This is a genomic window from Spongiibacter sp., assembly GCF_984394615.1.
The window spans coordinates 1-21,866 of the sequence record NZ_CFHTQA010000001.1; the positions used below are offsets into that span (position 1 = coordinate 1).

19 protein-coding genes and 1 riboswitch are annotated in these 21,866 nt (G+C 61.1%); all 19 genes read left to right on the top strand.

From position 1 onward, the window contains the following. The first annotated feature begins 106 nt into the window (after window positions 1–106). A riboswitch (cobalamin riboswitch) is annotated at window positions 107–302 on the top strand. A 227-nt stretch (window positions 303–529) separates the two neighbouring features. The 19 genes from AC5DB9_RS00005 to ureG all read left to right on the top strand — a co-directional run bounded on the left by AC5DB9_RS00005 (window position 530) and on the right by ureG (window position 21,866). Next, on the top strand, window positions 530–2,653 hold the full coding sequence (locus AC5DB9_RS00005) for a TonB-dependent receptor (RefSeq protein ID WP_286846879.1): 2,124 nt from the start codon (window positions 530–532) through the stop codon (window positions 2,651–2,653). A 33-nt stretch (window positions 2,654–2,686) separates the two neighbouring features. Further along, the gene (locus tag AC5DB9_RS00010; RefSeq protein WP_286846881.1) at window positions 2,687–4,189 is read left to right on the top strand and encodes a PepSY domain-containing protein; all 1,503 of its coding nucleotides are present in this window, start codon (window positions 2,687–2,689) and stop codon (window positions 4,187–4,189) included. Further along, window positions 4,186–8,541, top strand: coding sequence for a cobaltochelatase subunit CobN (locus AC5DB9_RS00015; RefSeq protein ID WP_286846884.1), 4,356 nt, complete (start codon window positions 4,186–4,188; stop codon window positions 8,539–8,541). Before AC5DB9_RS00010 ends, AC5DB9_RS00015 begins: the two co-directional genes overlap by 4 nt. Next, on the top strand, window positions 8,538–8,984 hold the full coding sequence (locus tag AC5DB9_RS00020) for a MotA/TolQ/ExbB proton channel family protein (RefSeq protein WP_273033283.1): 447 nt from the start codon (window positions 8,538–8,540) through the stop codon (window positions 8,982–8,984). Before AC5DB9_RS00015 ends, AC5DB9_RS00020 begins: the two co-directional genes overlap by 4 nt. Then, window positions 8,977–9,300 (top strand): DUF2149 domain-containing protein, encoded by a 324-nt coding sequence (locus tag AC5DB9_RS00025; RefSeq protein ID WP_273033282.1) that lies wholly within the window; start codon window positions 8,977–8,979, stop codon window positions 9,298–9,300. Before AC5DB9_RS00020 ends, AC5DB9_RS00025 begins: the two co-directional genes overlap by 8 nt. Window positions 9,301–9,424: 124 nt before the next feature. After that, window positions 9,425–9,814 carry a gamma-glutamylcyclotransferase family protein gene (locus tag AC5DB9_RS00030; RefSeq protein WP_022958458.1) on the top strand — a complete coding sequence of 130 codons (390 nt, stop codon included), beginning with the start codon at window positions 9,425–9,427 and terminating at the stop codon, window positions 9,812–9,814. A gap of 128 nt (window positions 9,815–9,942) precedes the next feature. Then, window positions 9,943–11,100 (top strand): porin family protein, encoded by a 1,158-nt coding sequence (locus tag AC5DB9_RS00035; RefSeq protein WP_273033281.1) that lies wholly within the window; start codon window positions 9,943–9,945, stop codon window positions 11,098–11,100. 30 nt (window positions 11,101–11,130) lie between these two features. Beyond that, on the top strand, window positions 11,131–12,414 hold the full coding sequence (gene urtA, locus AC5DB9_RS00040) for an urea ABC transporter substrate-binding protein (protein ID WP_286845439.1): 1,284 nt from the start codon (window positions 11,131–11,133) through the stop codon (window positions 12,412–12,414). Window positions 12,415–12,487: 73 nt separating this feature from the next. After that, the gene (gene urtB / locus AC5DB9_RS00045; protein ID WP_286845438.1) at window positions 12,488–14,122 is read left to right on the top strand and encodes an urea ABC transporter permease subunit UrtB; all 1,635 of its coding nucleotides are present in this window, start codon (window positions 12,488–12,490) and stop codon (window positions 14,120–14,122) included. Then, window positions 14,119–15,267: an urea ABC transporter permease subunit UrtC gene (gene urtC, locus AC5DB9_RS00050; RefSeq protein ID WP_022958462.1), complete on the top strand. Its 1,149-nt coding sequence runs from the start codon at window positions 14,119–14,121 to the stop codon at window positions 15,265–15,267. The genes urtB and urtC overlap by 4 nt, the downstream gene beginning before the upstream one ends. A 56-nt stretch (window positions 15,268–15,323) precedes the next feature. Next, window positions 15,324–16,115 (top strand): urea ABC transporter ATP-binding protein UrtD, encoded by a 792-nt coding sequence (gene urtD, locus AC5DB9_RS00055; RefSeq protein WP_272992531.1) that lies wholly within the window; start codon window positions 15,324–15,326, stop codon window positions 16,113–16,115. Between the two features lie 2 nt (window positions 16,116–16,117). Beyond that, a complete protein-coding gene (urtE, locus tag AC5DB9_RS00060; RefSeq protein ID WP_272992524.1) occupies window positions 16,118–16,813 on the top strand; it encodes an urea ABC transporter ATP-binding subunit UrtE in 696 nt (231 codons plus the stop codon). Window positions 16,814–16,815: 2 nt separating this feature from the next. After that, window positions 16,816–17,670, top strand: coding sequence for an urease accessory protein UreD (locus tag AC5DB9_RS00065; protein ID WP_272992521.1), 855 nt, complete (start codon window positions 16,816–16,818; stop codon window positions 17,668–17,670). A gap of 9 nt (window positions 17,671–17,679) precedes the next feature. Beyond that, the gene (gene ureA, locus AC5DB9_RS00070; protein WP_022958466.1) at window positions 17,680–17,982 is read left to right on the top strand and encodes an urease subunit gamma; all 303 of its coding nucleotides are present in this window, start codon (window positions 17,680–17,682) and stop codon (window positions 17,980–17,982) included. 12 nt (window positions 17,983–17,994) lie between these two features. Continuing rightward, window positions 17,995–18,324 (top strand): urease subunit beta, encoded by a 330-nt coding sequence (locus AC5DB9_RS00075; RefSeq protein ID WP_022958467.1) that lies wholly within the window; start codon window positions 17,995–17,997, stop codon window positions 18,322–18,324. Then, window positions 18,321–20,024 carry an urease subunit alpha gene (gene ureC, locus AC5DB9_RS00080; RefSeq protein WP_272992518.1) on the top strand — a complete coding sequence of 568 codons (1,704 nt, stop codon included), beginning with the start codon at window positions 18,321–18,323 and terminating at the stop codon, window positions 20,022–20,024. Before AC5DB9_RS00075 ends, ureC begins: the two co-directional genes overlap by 4 nt. 9 nt (window positions 20,025–20,033) lie before the next feature. After that, on the top strand, window positions 20,034–20,525 hold the full coding sequence (gene ureE, locus AC5DB9_RS00085; protein ID WP_272992517.1) for an urease accessory protein UreE: 492 nt from the start codon (window positions 20,034–20,036) through the stop codon (window positions 20,523–20,525). Beyond that, window positions 20,464–21,186, top strand: a complete 723-nt coding sequence (locus tag AC5DB9_RS00090) for an urease accessory protein UreF (protein ID WP_272992515.1) — start codon at window positions 20,464–20,466, stop codon at window positions 21,184–21,186. Before ureE ends, AC5DB9_RS00090 begins: the two co-directional genes overlap by 62 nt. A 50-nt stretch (window positions 21,187–21,236) precedes the next feature. Beyond that, on the top strand, window positions 21,237–21,866 hold the full coding sequence (gene ureG, locus AC5DB9_RS00095; protein ID WP_022958471.1) for an urease accessory protein UreG: 630 nt from the start codon (window positions 21,237–21,239) through the stop codon (window positions 21,864–21,866).

Sequence of the window (21,866 nt, forward strand, 5' to 3'; positions counted from 1 at the left end):
AATGAGGTGATGCTATCACCTCTAATCAGGTGGCCAAATTCACTATGCCACTACAGACATACCTCTGTTTTCCCACTGAATTTGCGCCCCCAAAGGCCTTTCTATATGATCCCGCCCTGCATCAGGTGCCTGCTCGACTCTCCTTCGCCCGGAGTGTCTGGAGCAGGGTAAACGGGAAGTGTGGTGCGTCGCGGCAATGATTTGGCCGCCGCAGACAAAGCCACCGCTGCCCCCGCAACGGTAACTGCTCTCATTCGAGAGGTTCACAGAAGCCCGATACCGGCCTGATGGCGAAGCCTTGTGCTTTGCCATGCATGCAGTGCTGTACCGATGAAGCGGAGGGCTTCACGCAGGTTCCTACCTCGTTGATCACGCAATCCACGACGGATTGCTCCTCCCTCATACGTTCGCAACTGTTGTCTGCCGAGATCAAGCGGAGGGCTTTCGATCGCGCCGGAATAGGCAATGTCATCATTGTCGGCGTCCTTTCCCTTTCCTCTCGGCCTAACGAACCGTTTGAGGAAACACCATGAAAAAGGACATTTCTCCCCGTGGCGCCCCACTGGTGCTGGCTTTCGCATCAAGCATTCTCAGCATCCCGCTATGGGCAGGGCACCAGCAGCTGGAATACGTGGATGTTCGCGCCACCAGCCTGTCGTCACAGGGACTGGCACTGGATGAAGAAAACACCGCAGGCTCGCGGCTCGGCCTGTCCGCCCAGGACATTCCCGCCAGCGTGTCGGTCATCAGCAAGGAAGCTATCGCGCTGCGCGGTGACGATTCCAGCATGATGGCAGTCACCCGCGCGGCGGGCTTTTCCTCCAGCGCCAGTCCCGGCAACGGCAGCAGCGCCACCTCGGTGCGCGGCTTTAACGGCCACAGCTCGGTGGTCAGCACCTACGACGGCACGCGCCTGTATGTCGGCTCGGGCACGGTGAGTTTTCCTGCCGACACCTGGACGGTGGAACGCATTGAAGTACTTCGCGACCCCGGTTCGGTGATTCACGGCGTGGGCGCCGTGGGTGCGACGGTGAACTATGTGAGCAAAAAACCGCAGTTTGGGGAAACCCGCAATAGCCTCGCGGTCACGCTGGGCAGCTTTGGCCTGCAGCGTTATGCCTATGGCGCCGGCGGTGAGCTGAGCCCTGAACTGGCTTACCGCGTCGACCTGGTACATCACCAAACCGACGGCTATGTCGACCGCGCTGATGCCGAACGTCAGGCGATTGCCGGCTCACTACTGTACCGGCCCAGCGAGGATTTCTCGGCCACACTGAGCATCGACTACGCCAATACCGAATCCGCGCCCTACTGGGGCACACCACTGGTCGACGGTAAAATCCGCGGCAGCCTGCGTCGCAATAACTACAACGTCGCCGATGGCCTGGTTGAGTACGAAGACCTGTGGCCGCGCCTGCATACAGAATGGCAGCTCAGCGAGAGCCTGACGTGGCGCAGCGACACTTACTACCTCACGGCCGAACGCCACTGGCGCAATGTGGAAAGCTATGGCTACAACGACACCAGCGGACAGGTAGACCGTAGCTCCTACCTAGAAATTCTCCATGAACAGGAACAGCTCGGCCACCGCAGCGACCTGCTCTGGAAGACTGGCATGGCGGGCATGCAGAACCGTCTGAATATCGGGATAGAACTGAACGACATCCGTTTCAGCCATATCAACAACTCGCCTTACACCGGCAACTCCAGTGTCGATCTGAACAATCCTGCGCCGGGACGTTGGCAAGACAATGTCGGCAGTGCCACCACCCGCGACTTTGACTCCGAAACAGATGTCACCTCACTGTTTATCGACAACGTACTGGAGATCACACCCGAATGGCTGCTGGTCGCTGGCCTCCGGCACGACCGTATCGACTATAGCCGCGACGACCTCGCACGCAGCAATGGTCAACCGGAGAGCCACATTGATGACGAGCTGTCCGGCAACAGCTGGCGTCTTGGCGCGGTATTCAAAGCCTCGGAGGCCACCAGCCTTTATCTGCAGTACAGCAAGGCCGTGGATGCAATACAGTCTCTGCTCTCTGCCAGTAACCCCAGCCTCGACCTCGCGGAGGGCACGCAGTGGGAAGCCGGGATCAAGCAGAATCTGCTGAACGAACGCCTGCAAGTCAGTCTGGCGGTTTACGATATTGTGAAGACCGACCTTCTCAGCAGCGACCCCGGCGGGGTCCAGCGCCAGATTGGCGAGCAGAGTTCCCGGGGCGTCGAGCTGGAACTGTTCTGGCTGCCGCTGGATGTTGTCTCGGTGGATTTCAACCTCGCGATCACCGATCCCCAGTATGAGGAATACCGCAGCGGCACCAACGACTACAGCGGTAAAACTCCGCGCAATGTTCCCGAAAAAACCGCCAATCTGTGGGTAAGCTGGCAGTTCCTCCCGCACTGGACCGCCTCACTGGGCAGCCGTTATGTCAGCGAACGCTACGCGGATTATGCCAACACCAGCAAGCTTCCCGACTACGTGGTTTACGACGCCAGCCTGCAATGGCAGCTCAGTGACGATCTCCGGCTGAGCCTGCGCGGCAAGAACCTGAGCGACACCGCCGACTATGTGCTGACCCCCTATGGCGAGCAGTGGATTCTGGCCGACGGCCGCAGCGCTGAGCTGGAACTGCGCTATGACTTCTAAGTCTCTGCGGCCAGAAAGAGGCCGCGCGTTCGAATGAAGCTGAAACGCTGGCTGTATCTGCTTCACCGCTGGACTGGCGTGGCCCTGTGCCTGCTGTTCGCCATGTGGTTTTTCAGTGGTGTGGTGATGATGTACGTGGGCTTTCCGTCACTGAGCCAGGCGGAGCGTCTGGCGGCGCTGCCGCCGCTGGATGCCGACACCATTACCGCCGGGCCTCGGGCCTTGCTCGACCGCAGCTCGCCCGAAGCATTGCAGCAACTCAAGCTGAGCAGCGTGGCGGGGCGCCCTGCCTATGTACTGCAAAACCGCGACGGCCAGTGGCAGGGAATGTTCGCCGACAACGGCGAGCACATCCGCAACATTACCCTGGGACAGGCACTAGCGGCCGCTGAAGTTTATGTCCGCCAGCGTGAACTCCATACGCCGCCAACCGCGGAAGCCCGTCTGATCGACATGGATCAATGGTCAGTATCGGGCAGCCTTCATGCCCATCGCCCCCTTTACCATATCGCACTGCACGACGACGTCGGCACCGAGTTGTATATCTCGTCAGTGACCGGCGAAGTGCTTCGCGATACCCATCGCCATGAACGCGCCTGGAACTGGCTGGGCGCCAACCTGCACTGGATTTACCCGGTCGCGCTGCGGCGCCACCCGAGCGTGTGGCACTGGCTAATCGTTGGCTTATCGCTGGCGGGGCTGGTGTCCATCATTACCGGCGCCGTGGTCGGCATCCTGCGACTGCGGCTGCGCAAACGCTATCGCGGCAAAGACATTAGCCCCTATCGCAACACCATGAAGCTCCACCACCTGCTGGGTCTGGCGGTGTTGCTGCCCCTGTGCACCTTTATGTTCAGCGGCCTGATGTCGATGAACCCCTGGGGCCTGTTTAGCGATGAAACCTCTTATCGCCAGCAGGCTGATCACTACCGCGGCATTCCTTCACAGACGCAATTCGACGATGCGGAGGCGATTCGCAAGGCGCTGCGCCACCACCCGGATGCCCGCGAATTGCACTGGCAGTGGTTCAACGGCGAGGTCTATACCTACACCATCAACGACCAGCAGCAACGCGACGTCATCGACGCCGCCGCGGGAGGCAACTGGGCCGCGGCCAGTCAGGCCCGCTTGCAGCATATGATGCTGGGCTACTCGTTGATCGCTGCCGAACGGCTGGACCACTACGACCACTATTACTACTCCCATCACGAACGCTGGCGACCGCTGCCGGTACTACGCCTGCGCTTTGATGACCCGGCACAGAGCTGGTTTCACATCGACCTGCACACCGGCGAACTGCTGGGCCGCATGACCACCAAGCGCCGCGCACAGCGCTGGCTGTACAACGGCCTGCACAGTCTGGATTTCCTGTTTCTGATTCAACACCGGCCGCGCTGGGACCTGCTGGTCATCAGTTTAAGCATCGCCGGATTCCTGTTCTCCCTGACCGCCTGCCTGATCGGCTGGCGACGTCTGCGCCCTCCGCCGCGCAGAAACCGACAACGACAGACCCGCCGCCACGAGGCCCGACCATGACGCGACTTTCTGTATTCTGCCCGCAGCAACGACTGTGGCTGTTCCTGACATTGCTGCTTAGCCTGCTGGCAGGCCCGGCACGGGCCAGCGACACGCCGGAGCTCTTGGTATTGGTTTCCCAGCGCAATGCCGAGACCATCGCCGAAGCGGTGAGTCTCTTCCATCAGCGACACCCCGACTACCGGATTACCGCCCGCAGCGACAGCCAACTTTGGGAATTACCCCCAACCGAGATCGATGCGCTGATCCAGCGCGCCGACCTGGTAGTGGGCATGGGCCTATTCGGCGCCAGCGTCAACGTCCTTGAGCCGTCACTGAAGCGGACCTCCGCGCCAGTGCTGATAATGAACAGCGATCACCGACTGATTCGCCTCAGCCAGCTCAATCGCCAGCCGGTATTCGACAGCGCCGAGCAATTGCAGGATATTGCCGGCACCCAGCCCAGCAAGGATTTTGATACCACCCTGGATGAGCTCGCCGCCCGCTACCCTCGACAAGCGCCGTGGATCGCTGCCCGCCGATACTGGCAGGCCGGGGGCATCGACAATACCCGCGAGCTGTTTGCCTGGGCGTTTGAACAGTTGGGGGCAAAACTCCACGCCGCTCCACCCCGGCCCCAGCCCAGACTGCGCTGGCAATATGCCGACAAGACCTACACCCGGCTCCCCGAGATCGCCAGCGATAACCCCCTGCTGGTAGTTCTCGACCATGCGGGCGGCGATCGCCCGGCCGACAGCGCCCTGCTCGACCAGCTCTGCCAGCAGGCACTGACTGAGCAGCAACTACATTGCCTGAGCGGGCTGGCCTACTGGGGGCAGGCCGGTGTTGAAGCTGTACAGGCGTTGCTGCCACTGAAAACGCAGCTCGCCGCCGTGGTTATGCTGCAGGACTTTGTGATGGGTGGCGGCGAAGGCCGGGAGACCGTTACCGACACCCTGCGCCAGCTCAATGTGCCGGTCATCAAGGCGATCAAATCCCGTGACCGCAGCGCACTGGAGCGCCAGCTTTCCTCCGACGGCCTCGCCGACGACAAGGTCTACTATCAGGTCGCCATGCCGGAATTACAGGGTGCCAGCCAACCACTGGTGATTGCTGCGGCCGGGGAGGCGCAGGCCGACCCGCTCAGTGGCATTCGCATTCAGGCCATACAGCCGGTGCCCGACGGCATTGCAGCCGTCATCAATCGCGCCGCCAACTGGCAGCGGCTACAACACAAAAACAATGCCGACAAACGCGTCGCACTGATCTACTACAACCACCCGCCGGGGCGGCACAATATCGGCGCCGACAACCTCGATGTGCCCGCCTCGCTGTGGCGCATACTCCAGCGCCTCAAGGCGGAGGGCTATAACACCGGCACCCTGCCGGGCAGCCCCGAGGCGCTGCTCAACCAGATGCAGAAAAAGGGCATTAATCTGCCCAACGACGCCGGGGCACTGGCGGCCATGAGCGACGATGTGCTGCACATGTCGAGCTCGCGCTATCAACAGTGGTTTGCCACCCTGCCCGATAGCATCCAGCGGGAAATGGTCGACGGCCCCTTTGGCCTGCTCCACAGCCAGCTCAACGCGGCGGTGAATGCCGACCAACCCGAACTGGCGCGCGACGCACTCGCACACACCGTCGAAGAAATGCGCCACCTGCTGGAGGGCGTTAACCACCCCGCCCGCGACCGCGCGCTGGCGCTGCTGGAACAATTGGAAAGCTGTTATCAGCAAACCCTCGACGCTGAGGCCAACTGCTGGCAGGAAGCCGAGACGCTGATTACCGCACTGCGCAAAACCGGCATTGAAGGACTCGGCGGCTGGGGCCCCGCCCCCGGCACGGTCATGACCCATCAAGGCGAGTTGCTGCTGCCGGGACTGCGCTTCGGCAACATTTTCATCGGTCCACAGCCTCCGCGCGGCTGGGAAATCAACGAGGAGCTGCTGCACGCCAACCTGGCCTTTCCGCCACCGCACCAGTACCTGGCCTTCTACCACTACCTGCGCGATGACTTTCAGGCCGATGCGCTGGTCCATCTCGGTCGTCATTCAACCTATGAGTTTCTGCCGCGGCGCTCGGTGGGCCTTGCCGAGGACGACTATTCGCGCCTCATCGCCGGAGACCTTCCCGGTATCTATCCCTATATCGTCGACGGCGTGGGCGAGGGCATTCAGGCCAAACGTCGCGGTCTGGCGGTGATGGTTGACCACCTGACCCCGCCACTGGCCCATACGCCGCTGTACGACGAGCTGCTGAAGTTGCGACAACTGGTGGAGAGTTTCGAAGCGCTGCACGGCGGTGACAATCAGGCACTGAGCGACCGCCTGATGGCCCAGATACGCGACAAGCTCACTGCGCTGGAGTTGAAAGACGAACTGGCCGAAGCCATGTCCGCCGAACTGGCGGTGATGGGCATCAGCTTTGAGCAGGTGGACGACGATATGCTGGTTCACGAAGTCGGCCACTACCTGACCAGCCTTCAAGAGCGCTTTATGCCGCTGGGCCTGCACGTGTTCGGCTCGCCGTGGAGCGACGACGCCCTGAGCATGATGCTGAGCTCCATGGCTCCGGACTCTCAACAGCAGCGCCGCGACTGGCAGGCCTTGCTGGCGGGCTCCCCGGACGCAGAAATGCAGGCCCTGCTGGCCGGGCTCAACGGTGAGTTTATCGCTCCCGGCCCGGGCAACGACCCGATTCGCAGCCCCGATGCGCTGCCCACCGGGCGCAATTTCTACGCACTGGACAACAGCCTGATCCCCAGCCCCGCCGCCTGGGAATTGGGCCGCGAAATGGCCGCCAGTGCCCGCGCCAATAATCCGCAGAATCAGGACAAACGCGAAGCGCTGATTCTCTGGGCCTCCGATGTGGTTCGCGACGAAGGCGTAATGATCGCTTTCGGGCTCGATATGCTCGGTCTGCAACCCGTGTGGAACAGCCGTGGGCTGGTCACCGGACTGGAGCGCCGCGTGCTGACGGAGGGCGAGGTGCGTCGCGATACCGTCTTCACCACCTCTGGCCTGTTCCGCGACCTGTACAGCCGTCAGATGCGTCTACTGAATCGCGCCACACTGATGGCCCTGGAAGCCAGTGCCAATACCATTATTCGCGACTACCCCGCGCTGACGCTGTCGCTGCAAAACGCCCTTGAGCCCCTGCAACGGGAAGATCCCCGCGCCTTTTACGGCAGTGAAAATCTGCAACAGAATCAGCTCGCCGCCCACTGGGTGAAGGATGCCCGTGCACTGCTCACACAGGGGCGCAGCGACAGCGACGCCGGGCAGCTTGCTAGCCTGCGGGTATTTGGCGATGCCCCCGGCAGCTATGGCGCCGGGGTCAACCGACTGGTAGAGCGCTCCGGCGCCTGGCAGCAGCGCAGCGAGCTGGCGGATATTTACCTGCGTCGCCTCGGCCACAGTTACGGCGCCAACGGCTTTGGCCGCCCGGTTGAGGCGCAATTCCGACAGGTTCTCAGTCAGGTCGAAAATACCTACATGGGACGCTCCAGCAACCTCTATGGCCTGATCGATAATAACGATGCCTTCGACTATCTCGGCGGCCTGAGTCTGGCGGTGGAAACCCTTACCGGCAGTGCACCGAATAACTATGTGCTGCATCACGCCGACCCCAACGATATTCACGCCGAACCGCTGAGCACCGCACTGCGCAGCGAGCTGCGCGGCCGCTTCCTCAATCCGGCCTGGCTGCAGGCACTGATGGAACACGGCTACGCCGGGGCGCGCACCATGGGCAGCGAGTTTCTGGAATACCTCTGGGGCTGGCAGGTGACCAACCCCACCCTGGTCGGCGACTGGGCCTGGGAAGAGGTGAAGGATGTGTACGTCGACGACCGCTACCAACTCGGGCTGGACGACTTTCTGGAGCAGGGCCACAACGTGCATGTGAAGAGCAATATGCTGGCCATTATGCTGGTCGCCATCCAGAAAGGCTTCTGGCAGGCCGATGCGGCCACCACGGAATCGCTGGCGCAAAGCTTCGCGCAACTGGTCGCGGAAAATGGCCTGCCGGGCAGCGGTCACACCGCCCCCGATCACCCCATGTTGCCCTGGCTGGAAGACAAGCTGAGCGCTGAGCAGTGGCAGGCTTTGAAAGCCGTCATCGACAGCGCCCGACGTGAGCCCGACAAGGCGCAAACCCTCACTCGCATCACCGAACTCAGCGAAACGCCCGACCGCGACACCCGTGCCGAACAAGCGCAACGCTCCGGCCAGCAAAGCGAGACCGCCGAGCAGACGAACCCTGACCGGCAGTGGCAGTGGTGGCTGGCCGCCATACTGCTGCTGACGCTGAGTGCCGGCTTCTACCGGGCAGTACATCAATCGCATGGCAAGCAAGGAGACCCGTCATGATTCACGGCTTAACGCAGGGCCTGTTGCACGAACTGGTGGGTGGGCTGCTTTACCCGGTGATTGCCGCCCTCGGCATCGCGCTGCTGCTGACCGTTTGGGAAACGGGCATGGCGATAGCGGAATGCAGCCTGACATTGCGGCGGCTTCAACGCCAGTCGCTGGCAAGCTTTGAGGACTACGCCAACCGTCGACTGGAACGGGTCGACCTGTTGGCCCGCAGTGGCCCGGTACTGGGACTGATGGGCACGCTGATCCCGCTCGGCCCCGGTCTGTCAGCGCTGAATTCCGGCAATATCGATATTCTCGCGACCGCGCTGACCGTCGCCTTCGACACGACCGTGCTGGGACTGCTGGTCGGCCTCGTCGCCTATATTCTCGGCCGCCTGCGCCGCCGCTGGTACGAGGCCACCTGGCAAACACTGCAGGGAGACAGCCATGACTGACCCCACTCGTCAGTCCCCCTGGCGACAGCGCCGTTTCGCCGACGACGATACCGACCCGCTGTCGGGCTTTGCCAATATTATGGATGTGATGCTGGTCTTCGCACTGGGTCTGCTGATTGTGATCATCGATCAAAGTCCGTCGCTGCGTGAACACTTCCAGCTCGACAAGCCTGTCGAGCTCCACGAAGGGAAGGAACTGGCAGAACCGCCGGCGTCACTGAAAAACGCAGTGAATGGCAACGACAGTGGCATGGAATCGCTGGGGCAGGTGTACCGTGACCCCAAGACCGGCAAACTGATACTGATCGGCCAGTAGCGGGTCGCTGCAACACATTGCCGCATTGCATTTCGACCGACAACGCGGCAGTTTATGAGAGACCGCGTGTCAACGACGCCACGCTGAAACGCCAGCCTTGCAAGCAGTATATTGAGGACTGATCATGAGCACAGACCAAGCACTGTTACCCGTTGCCGTGTATGGCACCCTCAGGCAAGGCCAGTCGAACCATCACCTGTTGCACGGCAAGACGCCGCTGGAGCAGGGCTGGCTGGAAGGCTTTCAGTTGTTTGACTTCGGCAGCCACCCCGCCGCAGTGCGCGGCAAGAGCCGTCTGTATGTCGAAATTTACAGCGTCTCGGCCGACGAGCTGCGACGACTGGATGCGCTGGAAGACTACAACCCTAACCGCCCTGCCCGCTCTCTCTACCTCCGGGAAACCATCAGCTCGCCCAGTGGCGCCCCCTGCTGGATTTACCTCTACAACCGGCCGCTGCACCACCGTCCGATCATCGCCAGTGGCCGCTGGCAAGGCCCCACCACCCTCCGTTAACGCAATTTCCACCGCCCGGCCATGCGTTAAATAACGCAGTGGCTTGGGCCACTGTGCGCATACCTGCGCCGTCGTCGCCTCGCAATAATCCTGCTTGCCCCATCACTCACAGGACAGGCGATGACGACATGAACTCTCTTACGCATTCACTTCGACAAGGAAAGACTCTGCGCAAGCTCGCGCTGTGCACCGCGCTGTTCGGCGCAGGCGCGACCCACGCCGGCATCAAGGTCGATATCGGTGACGACAGCTATCTGACTCTCGGTGCCGGCCTTCGGGCAGCGGCCACGTTTACCGAAGATGCCGCCCCCAGCGGCGATGCCTACGGCAAAGACTTCGATATTCAAAATATCCGCATCTATCTTGGCGGCCAGCTCAACAAAACGATCGGCTTTACCCTCAATACCGATGAAATTTTCGGTGACGGTCCCGTCGATGTTCTCGATGCCATTGCCCGCTTTGAATTCTCACCGGGCGTCAATGTATGGATCGGTCGCATGCTGACCCCCGCTGACCGCATTGAGATGAACGGGCCGTTCTACGGCCTGACATGGAACCAGTACACCCAACCTCTCTACCCCTCTGACCAGGGCGGTATGGCGGGCACCTACGGTCGTGATGACGGTGTGACCTTCTGGGGCGCGCAAGGCAAATTCCAGTATGCACTGGGTGTGTTTGACGGCCTGCAAGGCGCCAGCAATGTCGATGACGAGTTGCTGTTTGCCGGTCGCTTTGCCTACAACTTCCTCAACATGGAAGCCAACCCCGGCTACTACACCAGCGGCACCTACTACGGCTCGCTGGGCAACATCCTGACTCTGGCGGCCTCCTTCCAGAGCCAGTCCGGCGGCAGCGGCAGCGCCACCGAATCGGGTGACTTCAGCGGTTACACCATCGATCTGCTGTCAGAAACCGTTCTCGACGGTGGCGGCGTGGTCACTGTCGACGCCGAGTACAAGAGCTTTGAAGCGGACTACACCGTTGCCACACCCACCGCGGTACCCGCTGACTGCTTCTGCCTGTTCGACGGTGAATCCGCTTACGTCACCGTCGCCTACCTGATCCCCGGCGGCGAGACCGGACGCTTTCAGCCCTACCTGCGTCACGTCAGCAACGAACCGTCCGATGCCGACAGCAGCGAGCTTACCGAGCTGGGTGTGAACTACATCATCGACGGTCACAACGCGCGCCTGAACCTGAACTACAACAGCGGCGACGCCAATATTTCAGGTTATGCGGGGCCCGACCGCGACAGCCTTTCCTTCGGCGTTCAACTGCAACTGTAAACGCCCGTCACAACGACAATGGAGACTGCTATGAAATTTAAAAAGATTCTTTCCGCCTGCGCACTGAGTGTAGGCATCGGCCTCAGCCAGGCCGCCGCTGCCGCCGACACGATCAAGGTCGGTGTTCTTCACTCGCTCTCCGGCACCATGGCAATCAGCGAAACCACGCTGAAAGACACCGTGCTGATGATGATTGAACAGCAAAACAAAAAGGGCGGCCTGCTCGGTAAAAAACTGGAAGCGGTGGTCGTCGACCCGGCCTCCAACTGGCCGCTGTTTGCGGAGAAAGCCCGCGAGCTGATCACCAAAGAAGGCGTTGACGTCATCTTCGGCTGCTGGACATCGGTCTCACGTAAATCGGTACTGCCGGTCATCGAAGAACTCAATGGCCTGATGTTTTACCCGGTGCAATACGAGGGTGAAGAATCCTCCAAAAATGTGTTCTACACCGGCGCGGCGCCCAACCAACAGGCGATTCCTGCAGTGGACTATCTGGCCAATGAGCTGGGCGTGAAACGCTGGGTACTGGCGGGCACCGACTATGTGTATCCGCGTACCACCAACAAAATCCTCGAGGCGTATCTGAAGTCCAAGGGCGTGAAGTCGGAAGACATCATGATCAACTACACCCCATTCGGACACTCTGACTGGCAGAGCATCGTGTCAGATATCAAAGCCTTCGGCAGCAAGGGCAAGAAGACGGCCGTGGTCTCCACCATCAATGGTGACGCCAATGTCCCGTTCTACAAAGAGCTGGGTAACCAGGGCGTCTCGTCTGAGGATATTCCGGTCATCGCCTTCTCGGTTGGCGAAGAGGAATTGTCCGGCTTCGACACCAGCCCACTGGTCGGCCACCTCGCCGCCTGGAACTACTTCCAAAGCGTTGAGAACGATGCCAACTACGACTTCATCGACAACTGGCATGCCTTTATCGGCGACAAAAAACGCGTGACCAATGACCCCATGGAGGCGACCTATATCGGCTTCAATATGTGGGCCAAGGCCGTTACCAAAGCGGGCACCACCAGTGTCGACAAGGTCGAACAGGCGATGATCGGCATGACCGCGCCCAACCTGACCGGCGGCACCGCGGTGATGAACAAAAACCACCACCTGTCCAAGCCGGTACTGATCGGCGAGATACAGGAAAACGGCCAGTTTGAGGTGGTCTGGGAAACCGACGGTCTGGTTGCCGGCGATGCCTGGTCTGACTACCTCCCCGGCTCTAAAGATCTGATTGCCGACTGGACGCCACCACTGAAGTGCGGCAACTACAACACGAAAACCAAGCAGTGCACCGGGCAGAGTCAATAAGCCCGGCGGGCGGGGGCTTTCTCCGCCCGTTTTTTTCGCTCTCTTTTTTCTTCACTCGCATGGGTATTCAATCGTGCAAAGCTTCCTCACACAAATACTCGGCGCGCTGCTGATACTGATACTCACCGGCATCAGCACGGCCTTCGCCGACGACAGCGACGCGCCGCCCGAGTCGCTGGCTAGCTTGGCCGCACCACTGGCAGGCGCCTCCTTCAACGAGATTGATGCCATCGTGCTGAAACTGGAGGCCGAGGCCGGTGAAGCGGCACTGCCGCTACTGAATGCCCTGGTAGATGGCGAGCTGTATTACCGTCGCGACGACCAGCGTCTGTTGCGCGTGGACGCAGCGCCCGAGCGCCAGTATCAACTCTATGATTTCTTCGACAACAGCGATCTCGGCATCGCCGGTCGCCGTGATGTCAGCAAGGTAAAAACCCACAATCGTCTGCGCAGCAGCATCCGCCAGGTCATCGCCCGGCTGACCTTGTCCAGCCGCGATCCCGCGCGCCGGATGGCAGCGGTGACAGCGATGTTTGGCGAGCTGGACAGCGACGGCCATCAGGCCCTTGTTGTCGCCAGACAGCAGGAGGCCGATCGCCGTATTCAGGAAAAAATGGATATCGCGCTGAGTCTTTACGCATTAAAGCACGGCGATATCACACAGCGCATGAGCGCCGCAAAAGCCCTTAGCGGACGGCTGGAAAGCGAGGTCCGCAATGCCCTTAAGGCCGCAATTGCCAGCACCGACGCCGAGAGTGAACCGGCGCTGCTGGCCGCCCTGCAAAAGGCCAGCCGTCACTCCACTGCCCGCGTCGAACGCTACGAGTTACTCAACACCCTATTCTTCGGGCTCAGCCTGGGGTCGGTATTTCTGCTCGCGGCCGCGGGGCTTGCCATCACCTTCGGCGTGATGGGCGTAATCAACATGGCCCACGGCGAGCTGATCATGCTCGGCGCGTACAGCACCTATGTGGTTCAACAACTGATGCCCAATCATATCGGGCTGTCGATCCTCATATCGATTCCCGTCGCCTTCATTGTGGCGGGCAGCGTCGGCATTCTCATCGAGCGCGGTGTCATTCAATTTCTCAAGGGACGTCCGCTGGAAACCCTGTTGGCCACCTTCGGTATCAGCCTGATTCTGCAACAAGCCGTACGCAGTATTTTTTCTCCGCTCAATCGCCAAGTGTTTACTCCCGAGTGGCTGAGCGGTTCATTGCAAATCAACCCGGTACTCTCCCTCACGTATAACCGCCTCTACATCCTGCTGTTTGCCCTGATGGTCTTCGCCATGCTGCTGCTGATCATGAAGAAGACCTCGCTGGGACTGCGGGTGCGTGCCGTGTCGCAGAACCGCGACATGGCCAAGGCGATCGGCATTCGCACCGAGTGGGTCGACGCCATGACCTTCGGCCTCGGTTCGGGCATTGCCGGTGTCGGCGGCGTGGCGCTGAGCCTGATTACCAATGTCGGCCCCAATCTCGGCCAGGCCTACATCATCGACTCGTTCATGGTGGTGGTATTCGGTGGCGCCGGGAACCTCTGGGGAACACTGGTCGGTAGCTTTGGGCTGGGGCTGACCAATAAATTCCTCGAGCCCGTTACCGGGGCGGTACTGGCCAATATTCTGGTATTGATCTTCATCATCCTGTTTATCCAGAAACGCCCCCGTGGCCTGTTCCCGCAGAAAGGGAGGGCAGCAGAATGAAGCTGACTCAAGGACGTCAACTGCTGGCGCAAGGCCGCCCCGCGCACTTTCTGTTCGCCGCGCTGTGGCTGCTGACCCTGTGGTCGGTCTTTGCCAACGCGGTATTCCCCGCCGACTCGGCCCTACACGTGAGCACCTACAGCATTACGCTGCTGGGTAAATACCTCTGCTACGCCACGCTGGCGCTGTCGGTCGATTTGATCTGGGGCTACTGCGGCATTCTCAGCCTCGGGCACGGCGCTTTTTTTGCCCTTGGCGGCTACGGCATGGGCATGTACCTGATGCGCCAGATCGGCGATCGCGGTGTATACGGCAACCCCGAACTGCCCGACTTTATGGTCTTCCTGAACTGGGACAGCCTGCCCTGGTACTGGCTGGGCTTCGATCACTTCGGCTTCGCCATGCTGATGGCATTGCTGATACCGGGCGTGCTGGCTTTCGTATTCGGCTGGCTGGCCTTCCGCTCGCGGGTCGCCGGGGTCTATCTGTCGATCATGACCCAGGCGCTGACCTACGCCCTGATGCTCGCCTTCTTCCGCAATGAAATGGGCTTTGGCGGCAACAATGGCCTCACCGACTTTAAAGACCTTCTCGGCGCGGACCTGCAATCGGATACCACCCGAGGCTGGTTATTGCTCGCCTCCATCACACTGCTCACGCTGGGCTACCTGGCCTGTCGCTACATCGTGAACAGTAAATTCGGCCGCATCATCGTGTCGATCCGTGATCAGGAAGCCAGAGGCCGCTTTCTCGGCTACCGCACGGAGCACTACAAGGTCTGGCTGTTTGTCTTTTCAGCGGCCCTCGCGGCCTCGGCCGGCGCACTGTATGTGCCGCAGGTGGGCATTATCAATCCGGGCGAATTCGCGCCGCTGAACAGCATCGAAATCGTGGTCTGGGTCGCGGTCGGCGGCCGAGGCACGCTGTACGGCGCCATTATTGGTGCCCTGCTGGTGAACTACGCCAAAAGCCGCTTTACCGCGTGGATGCCAGACGCCTGGCTGTTTGCCCTCGGCGCGTTGTTTGTCGCGGTCACGGTATTCCTGCCTCAGGGCCTGACAGGCTTATTGAGCCGCAAGCTGTCTAGAGGGGATAACGGTGACAGTGACAGCAGCGCGGCACCCGCCAATGGAGGTCACGCATGAACCTGATCGAGTTTTTCGACGAGCTTCGTCACCGCGACCGGGTATGGCCCTTCCTCATGCCCGAGCAGAACATCGATGTCTCCCACCAGATGATTCTCTATGTGGAGGGGCTGACGGTTAGCTTCGACGGCTTCAAAGCCCTGAACGATCTCAACCTCTACGTTAACGACGGCGAGTTGCGCTGCCTGATTGGCGCCAACGGTGCCGGCAAGACCACGCTGATGGATGTGATCACCGGTAAAACCCCCAGCGACAGCGGCACCGCCTATTTCGGCCAGACCATCAATCTACTGCAACACGATGAAGCCGAGATCGCGCAACTGGGCATTGGCCGAAAATTTCAGAAGCCCACCGTCTTCGAGGCGCTGACCGTCGCCGAAAATCTGGAGCTGGCACTGAAAACCCACAAGGGTATCTGGCACAGCCTGCGGGCCACCCTGTCGAGCAGCCAGCAGGACCGCATCGACGAGGTACTGGGCACGATCAATTTGCGGGCGCAGCGCCAGCGGCTGGCCGGGGCCTTGTCTCACGGCCAGAAGCAGTGGCTGGAAATCGGCATGCTGCTGGTGGCCGAGCCGCGCCTGCTGCTGATTGACGAGCCGGTGGCCGGGATGACCGCCAGCGAGGCCGATCGCACCGCCGAACTGCTCACCAGCCTCGCAGGGGAACACACGGTGATTGTGGTGGAACACGATATGGAATTTGTCCGCAAGATTGCCCGCACGGTATCGGTTTTGCATCAGGGAAGTCTGTTGGCGGAGGGCACCATGGACGAAGTACAGAACAACCCCGACGTGATTGAGGTGTATCTCGGCAAGGATGCCGGCGCCTTCGGGGCGGAGGGCTGAACATGATTGATGTACACCACCTGGACCAGGCCTACGGCGGCACGCAGATTCTCTGGGACGTGAACCTGGATATTGCCCCCGGCGAGTGCACCTGCATTATGGGACGCAATGGCGTGGGCAAAACCACGCTGCTGAAAGTGATTATGGGACTGCTGCCCGCCCGCAGCGGCGAGTGCCAGTTTGACGGCGGCGACCTGCTGAAACTGGCGGCCCACCAACGCGCTCACCGCGGCATCGGCTATGTGCCTCAGGGGCGCGATATTTTTCCTCAGCTGACAGTTGAGGAAAACCTGCGCATTGGCCTGGGCGCCCGCGCCGATAAAGCAAAGGACATTCCCCAGAAAATTTATGAACTGTTCCCGGTACTGGCCGATATGCGCCGCCGCCGTGGTGGCGACCTGTCCGGCGGACAGCAGCAGCAACTTGCCATCGGCCGGGCACTGGCCACCGACCCGAAAGTGCTGATCCTCGACGAACCCAACGAGGGCATTCAGCCGAATATTGTTCAACAGATTGGCGATGTATTGATGCACCTGAAAAATAACGAAGGCATGACCCTGATTCTGGTCGAGCAAAAGCTGGGCTTCGCCCGGCGCGTTGGCGATCACTTCCGCCTGATGGAGCGCGGGCGCATTGTTGCGGCCGGCGCCATGGCCGAACTCAACGACCAGCTCATTCAGCAGCATCTGGCGGTCTGAGTATGGGCTCGGCCTTGCCGGTCAAACCCAGTGTCAGCCAATGGTACGCCTCGCTGTCGCTGCACTTTGCCCAGCGCCCCAACGGCTGTCGCCTGATGCGGGCCGACCGCCACGGGCCGTTATCAGTGCAGCGGCCGTTTTACCCGGAGGGGCCGGAACTGGCTCACAGCTATATTCTGCATCCGCCGGGCGGGCTGGTCTCTGGCGATCGATTGAATATTGCGATCCACACGGAAACCGGCAGTCGTGCACTGATCACCACCCCCGGCGCCGGGCGCGCCTATCGCGCTAGAGAGTCCCACACACGTCAGCAACAACGTCAGCATCTCTATCTCGCCGACAACGCCTCGCTGGAATGGCTGCCCATGGAAACCATTGTTTACCCCGGCGCCGAGCTGGACAGCCACAACGATTTTTACCTTGAGGGAAGCGCCAGACTGATTGCCTGGGATGTGGTTTGCCTGGGGCTGCCCGCCAGTCAGGCGCCCTTCACTCACGGCGAATTCATCCAGCGCAGCCGGGTTTTTCACAATGGCCGCCTCAGCCTGCTCGACCGTTTTGCCCTGCGCGCTCCCGACCCGCTGCAGTGCGGCGCGGCGGGGCTCAATGGGCACAGCGTGATCGGCCTGATGCTGGCGGGCCCCTTTGACAGTGCCGACGAACTGGACGCACTGATCGACGCCCTGCGTTTGCAGTCGCTGCCGCTGGCAATGACCCGGCTGCGTGAGTGGCTGATTATTCGTTATCTGGGCGACAGTGCCTTCAGCGCGAGGCAGGCCTTTGTCCACGCCTGGGCGCAAGTTCGTCCCGCCCTGCTGCAGCGCCCGGCCTGCGCGCCCCGAATCTGGGCCACCTGAGGAGACCCCATGGAATTGCTTCCCCGCGAAAAAGACAAACTGCTGCTGGTCACCGCCGGCCTGCTGGCAGAGCGACGCCTGCAGCGCGGCCTGCGACTGAACTATCCGGAGGCCGTGGCCTATATCAGCCTGATGGTGGTGGAGTTTGCCCGCGACGGCATGACCGTCGCCGAGTTGATGGGCAAGGGTAAAACCCTGCTCAGCGCCGAGCAGGTGATGGACGGCGTTCCCTCACTCATCCACGAAGTTCAGGTGGAAGCCACCTTTCCCGATGGCACCAAGCTGGTGACCATCCACGAGCCAATTAACTGAGGGAGTAAAGGCATGATTCCCGGCGAACTCGATACGCAACCCGGCCATATCGACCTGAACAGCGGTCGCAATACCCGCCGCCTGCGGGTGGAAAACAGTGGTGACCGACCCGTTCAGGTCGGTTCTCACTACCACTTTTACGAGGTGAACCCCGCGCTGCTGTTCGACCGCGAACAGGCACTGGGCTTTCGCCTGAATATCGCCGCGGGAACCGCGGTGCGCTTTGAACCGGGTCAGGACCGCGAAATAGAGCTGGTCGCGTTGGCAGGCGATCGGCGGGTCTTCGGTTTTCGCGGCGAGGTAATGGGTGATCTGCCGGCGGCCAAAGGAGACACGCCATGAGTACGATTGATCGCCGCGCCTACGCGGAAATGTATGGCCCGACCACCGGCGACCGCGTGCGGCTGGCCGACACCGAGCTGTGGATTGAAGTGGAGAAGGACTTCACCCGCTACGGTGAGGAAGTGAAATTCGGTGGCGGCAAAGTGATCCGCGACGGCATGGGCCAGAGCCAGCGCGGCAATACCGAGGCGGTCGACACGGTGATCACCAACGCGCTGATTCTCGATCACTGGGGCATAGTCAAAGCCGATGTCGCCCTGCGCCACGGCCGAATCGCGGCTATTGGCAAAGCGGGCAATCCCGATATTCAGGACGGCGTGGACATCGTTATCGGCCCCGGCACGGAAGTCATCGCCGGTGAGGGCCAGATCCTGACTGCCGGCGGCATCGATGCGCATATTCACTTCATCTGCCCGCAGCAGATTGAAGAGGCACTGATGTCCGGCGTCACCACCATGATCGGCGGCGGCACGGGCCCGGCCACCGGCACCAATGCCACGACCTGCACTCCGGGCCCGTGGAATATCGGCAAAATGCTGCAGGCCACCGAAGATATGCCGATGAATCTGGGCTTTCTCGGCAAGGGCAATGCCAGCCAGCCAGAGGCCATCGAAGAGCAGCTACTCGCCGGCGTCTGCGGACTCAAGCTTCACGAGGACTGGGGCACCACCCCCGCGTCTATCGACTGCTGCCTGAGTGTGGCCGAGCAGTACGATGTGCAGGTTGCGATTCATACCGATACGCTCAACGAGAGCGGCTTCGTCGACGACACCCTGGCTGCCTTTAAGGGGCGGGTGATTCACACCTACCACACCGAGGGCGCGGGCGGCGGTCATGCACCCGATATTATTCGCGCCTGCGCCGAGCCCAATGTACTGCCCTCCTCGACCAACCCGACCCGGCCCTACACCCGCAACACCGTAGACGAACATCTCGACATGCTGATGGTCTGCCACCACCTGGACCCGGCCATTGCCGAAGATGTGGCCTTTGCCGACTCGCGCATCCGCAAGGAAACCATCGCCGCCGAGGATATTCTCCACGACCTCGGCGCCTTCAGCATGATCTCCTCAGACTCTCAGGCCATGGGGCGCGTGGGCGAAGTGATTACCCGCACCTGGCAAACCGCCCACAAAATGCGCGTCCAGCGCGGCGCCCTGCCCGAAGACAACGAGCGTCACGATAATTTTCGCGCCAAACGCTATATCGCCAAGTACACCATTAATCCGGCTATCGCGCATGGCATCGCCCATGAAGTGGGCAGCATCGAAGTCGGCAAGCTGGCAGATCTCGTGCTTTGGAAACCCGCCTTCTTCGGGGTCAAGCCGGCGATGATTATCAAGGGCGGCTTTATCGCGGCGGCGCCGATGGGCGATCCCAACGCCTCGATTCCCACACCACAACCGGTGCATTACCGACCGATGTTCGGCAGCTTCGGAAAAGCCGCAAGACAAACGGCGGTGACCTTTGTCTGCGCCGCCGCGCTGGAAAATGATGTTGCCGGACGCTGGGGACTGGAACGGCAATTGCTGTCCTGCAAGAACACCCGTGATATTTCCAAGCGCGACATGGTGCACAACCACTGGATGCCGAATATCACGGTCGACCCACAAACCTATGAGGTGCGGGCCGATGGACAATTGCTCAGCTGCGAACCCGCCGAGGTACTGCCCATGGCTCAGCTCTACCAACTGATTTAGGAGACCGCCATGTTCGATATTCACCGCCGTCTGGACGGCCCCAGAGCCGCCGATATTGTCGACGAAATTTATCTGGATCACCTGCAGCGGGAAAAGAGCCGCTTGCGCACCCAAACACTGAAAGGCAGTGAGGCGCGCATCATTCTTGACCGCGGCAAACCACTGCGTCCCGGCGACATTTTGCTGAGTGACTGCGGCCATCAATTGCGCGTGCGCGGCGCCAAGGAGCCCGTTATCACCGCCATCAGTAGCGACTGGAAACAGTTCAGCCGCGCCTGTTACCACCTCGGTAATCGGCATGTGCGCCTGCAACTGGGCGAGCGCTGGCTGCGCATCACCCCCGACCATGTACTGGAAGCCCTGCTGCGCAGCTTCGGTTTGGAAATCTGTCACGAGCGCGCCGTGTTTGAGCCCGAACCCGGTGCCTACGACACGAGCCATGGCAGCACACACACGCACCACCACGGCCACGCTCATTCTCATGACCATCACGCTCACTGACAGCGCCCTGCTGCGCCTGCTGCAACTGGGCAGCGCTGCCCTGCCAGTGGGCGGCTACAGCTTTTCACAGGGGCTTGAGTACGCGGTCGAGATTGGCTGGGTCAGCTCGCTGGACAGCTGCGAGGACTGGCTGTCTCTCGGCCTGCGTGATGGCGTCGGTGGACTGGATCTGCCAGTCGCCAGCCGACTTTACCGGGCGCTGGAAGACGGCGACCGGGACGCCTTCCAGTATTGGAATGACTTTGCACTGGCTGCTCGGGAAAGCCGCGAGCTGCTAATGGCCGATGAAGCCATGGGGCAGGCCCTGTTGCGGCTGCTGAGACAACTCCCGCAGCCGTTACCCGATACAGCGTCCGGCATGCAGGCCTCCTTTCTCGGCGCGTTTGTCGCGACGGCCTGGCAGTGGCAAATCAGCGAATCCGCCTGCCAGATCGGGCTGGCCTGGTGCTGGCTGGAAGCGCAGATTGCGGCGGCAACCAAGCTGATCCCGCTGGGCCAGACCCAGGCTCAACAACTGCTGGGCCGTATGCAAACCGCACTTCCCCCGGTGATCGCGCACGCCGCCTCGCTGGATGACGACGCCTTGGGGGCGACCCTGCCGGGGCTGGCAATGGCCAGCGCCCTGCACGAAACCCAGTATTGCCGGTTATTCCGGTCGTGAACACGGCGGTCCGATTCACGCGGGCCACTTTGGAGAAATAAGGAGAGACCATGCAACAGTCCACATTACGCGTTGGCGTCGGCGGCCCCGTTGGCTCCGGCAAAACCGCCCTGCTGCGGGAGCTGTGTCTGGCCCTGCGCCACCGCTACAATCTCGCAGTGGTTACCAACGACATTTACACCCGCGAAGATGCCGAATTTTTGACCCGCCACGAAGCCCTCTCTGCCGACCGCATTATCGGCGTGGAGACCGGCGGCTGTCCGCACACCGCCATTCGCGAGGATGCCTCCATGAATCTCGCCGCGGTCGATGAACTCTGCCAGCGTCACCCCGGCCTGGAGCTGGTACTGGTAGAAAGTGGCGGCGACAACCTCAGTGCCACCTTCAGCCCGGAGCTGTCGGACCTGACCCTCTATGTGATTGACGTGTCGGCCGGAGACAAAATTCCCCGCAAAGGCGGCCCCGGCATCACCCGCTCTGATCTGCTGATTATCAATAAAACCGATCTCGCCCCTCTGGTCGGCGCCTCGCTTGAGGTGATGGACCGCGACGCCAAAAAAATGCGCGGCGAGCGCCCGTTTGTATTCAGCAATCTGAAAGCCGGAGACGGCCTGCAGGCCATTATCGACTTCATAGAAACCGAAGGCATGCTCCGGCCCGCCAACAGTCAGCAAGCCTGA